2 protein-coding genes are annotated in these 2,778 nt (G+C 68.4%); one reads left to right on the top strand and one right to left on the bottom strand.

Translation table 11 applies throughout. The features are described from left to right. Positions 1-51: 51 nt before the first annotated feature. Positions 52-1,269 (bottom strand): NADP-dependent isocitrate dehydrogenase, encoded by a 1,218-nt coding sequence (locus ACFWFR_RS18935; RefSeq protein WP_191801265.1) that lies wholly within the window; start codon positions 1,267-1,269, stop codon positions 52-54. A gap of 392 nt (positions 1,270-1,661) precedes the next feature. On the opposite strand from ACFWFR_RS18935, the gene ACFWFR_RS18940 reads away from it, so the two are divergent. Next, entirely contained in the window at positions 1,662-2,732 is a 1,071-nt protein-coding gene (locus ACFWFR_RS18940; RefSeq protein ID WP_377624128.1) for an aquaporin, read from the top strand. The last annotated feature ends 46 nt before the right edge of the window (positions 2,733-2,778 follow it).

Genomic DNA, 2,778 nt, shown 5'->3' on the forward strand with positions numbered 1-2,778 from the left:
GCCGCTCACCGGACGAGGTGAGCGGCGCCGTCGGGCGTGCGGGGACGAGGATCAGGCCAGGCGTGCGGCCAGGTTCTCGTCGAGCGCCGCGAGGAAGTCCTCGGTCGTCAGCCACTCCTGGTCCGGGCCGACCAGGAGCGCGAGGTCCTTGGTCATCTTGCCGGACTCGACGGTCTTGATGACGACGTCCTCGAGCGTCTCGGCGAACGCCGTGACCTCGGGGGTGCCGTCGATCTTGCCGCGGTGCATGAGGCCACGGGTCCAGGCGAAGATCGACGCGATCGGGTTGGTCGACGTCGGCTTGCCCTGCTGGTGCTGGCGGTAGTGACGCGTCACGGTGCCGTGCGCGGCCTCGGCCTCGACGGTCTTGCCGTCCGGGGTCATGAGGACCGACGTCATGAGGCCGAGCGAGCCGAAGCCCTGCGCGACGGTGTCGGACTGGACGTCGCCGTCGTAGTTCTTGCAGGCCCAGACGTAGCCGCCCTCCCACTTCATGGCCGAGGCGACCATGTCGTCGATGAGGCGGTGCTCGTAGGTGAGGCCGGCGGCCTCGAACTGGTCCTTGAACTCGGCGTCGAAGACCTCCTGGAACAGGTCCTTGAACTGGCCGTCGTAGGCCTTGAGGATCGTGTTCTTGGTCGACAGGTACACCGGGTAGTTCCGCTGCAGGCCGTACGCGAACGAGGCGCGCGCGAAGTCCTTGATGGACTCGTTGAAGTTGTACATGCCCATGGCCACGCCACCGTCGTCGCCGTAGGTGACGACCGTCTGCTTGATCTCCTCGGAGCCGTCGGCAGGCGTGTAGGTGAGCGTCAGGGTGCCGGCGCCGGGGACCTTGAAGTTGGTCGCCTTGTACTGGTCGCCGTGCGCGTGACGGCCGATGATGATCGGCTTGTTCCAGCCCGGCACCAGGCGCGGGATGTTCGAGATGATGATGGGCTCGCGGAAGACGACGCCACCGAGGATGTTGCGGATGGTCCCGTTCGGGGAGACCCACATCTTCTTCAGGCCGAACTCCTCGACGCGTGCCTCGTCGGGGGTGATGGTCGCGCACTTGACGCCCACGTTGTACTGCTTGATCGCGTTCGCGGCGTCGATCGTCACCTGGTCGTCGGTGGCGTCGCGGTTCTCGATCGACAGGTCGTAGTACTTGAGGTCGATGTCGAGGTAGGGGTAGATGAGGCGGTCCTTGATGAACTGCCAGATGATGCGCGTCATCTCGTCACCGTCGAGCTCGACGACCGGATTGACGACCTTGATCTTGCCCATGCGGGGGTAACTCCAACTCTGCGAGGGGAACCTGAGGCCGCCCGCTGCCGCCCGGCGGGTGCCGGGCTCCGCGCGCGAACCGTCGATGCTGACCGCCGACCAGGGTACTCGACTTCTCGACATCAAGATACTTTCCGCGGGCCCCTCTCGTCCGGGCGGGGGCTCGCGAAGAGCACCGGCCTCGTGCCCGACGGCGGTTCCCACCGCCGCGACGTCGCACCGCCCTCTGGCGCGCTCGAGTTCAGCAGGTGAGACTGGTCACGTTCTCATCAGCAAACTCCCAGAGATCGGTGGCAGGATGCCACCGAGATGCCGGTTCTGCACCGACGTCGGCTGTTCATCCCGAACGTCCGGCCTTCCCGGACCCCTCACGCACACGAGACAGGAACATCATGTCCCAGGACACTTCAGCACCCGACGCAGTAGTCGTCGAAGAGGCGACGGTCGTCGTCGGACCCAGCCTGCTCGCCCGGCTCGGCGCCGAAGCCTTCGGTTCGTTCTTCCTCGTCCTCTCGATCCTCGGGGTCGGGCTCTACGGCCGCTTCACGGGCGCCGGGCTGGTCCTGCCGGTCGCGCTCGCCGGCGGTATCGCGCTCCTCGCGGCGATCGCCGCCGTGGGCCACGTGTCCGGCGGGCACTTCAACCCGGCCGTGACGCTCGGCGCCGCGATCGGTGGGCGCACCGCGTGGCGCGACGTCCTGCCCTACTGGCTCGCTCAGATCGTCGGCGGCATCATCGCGTCGCTGATCCTCTTCGCGACGCTCCCCAGCGCAGCGCTCCCGATCCTCCAGCAGAACGCCGTGATCGCCGACGCGACCAAGCAGGCCTTCATCTCGGGCACCGCCAACGGGTTCGGCGAGCACTCGCCCCTCGCCGCGAGCACCAGCGGCGCGTTCTCGTTCGAGTGGTTCTCGGCGTTCCTCATCGAGGTCGTCGTCACGGCCATCTTCGTCGGCGTGATCCTCGGCGTCACGGACAAGCGGTCCAACTCCAAGCTCGCACCGACCGCGATCGGCCTGTCGCTCGCCACGCTGCTCCTCATCGCCGCGCCGTTCACCAACGGCTCGCTCAACCCGGCCCGCTCGATCGCGGCCGCGATCTTCTCCGACTCGTGGGCCCTGAGCCAGCTCTGGCTCTTCATCGTCGCCCCGCTCGTCGGCGCGGCCATCGCGGCCCTGTTCTACCGCGCGTTCGCCTTCGCGCCCGTCCAGGACGACCTCCTGGCCGAGGACGAGGTCTTCGTGGTCGAGGAGGAGACCGACGTGACCGGCGCTCCCGCCGCTGCCCCGACCGCCGCCGTGGTCGCCGAGGAGGCGGCGTCGCCCGCCGTCGAGGTCCCCGAGGCCGTGGAGACCGTCGAGGTCACCGAGGTCGAGGTCACCGAGGTCGCTGAGACCGAGGCCCCCGAGGCCGGCACCGGCAAGGACTCGTCGGACGAGGACGGCACGGCCCCCAAGGCCTGACCCGACCCACCGCACGCACGACGAGGCCCGGTCCGCTCCTGCGGGC

The organism is Oerskovia sp. NPDC060287, from assembly GCF_042726775.1.
Classification (GTDB): domain Bacteria; phylum Actinomycetota; class Actinomycetes; order Actinomycetales; family Cellulomonadaceae; genus Oerskovia; species Oerskovia merdavium.

Bases quoted from the DNA above. Each gene is read 5' to 3' on its own strand.
- ACFWFR_RS18940 (WP_377624128.1), top strand. From the start codon at position 1,662: ATGTCCCAGGACACTTCAGCACCCGACGCAGTAGTCGTCGAAGAGGCG.
- ACFWFR_RS18935 (WP_191801265.1), bottom strand. From the start codon at position 1,269: ATGGGCAAGATCAAGGTCGTCAATCCGGTCGTCGAGCTCGACGGTGAC.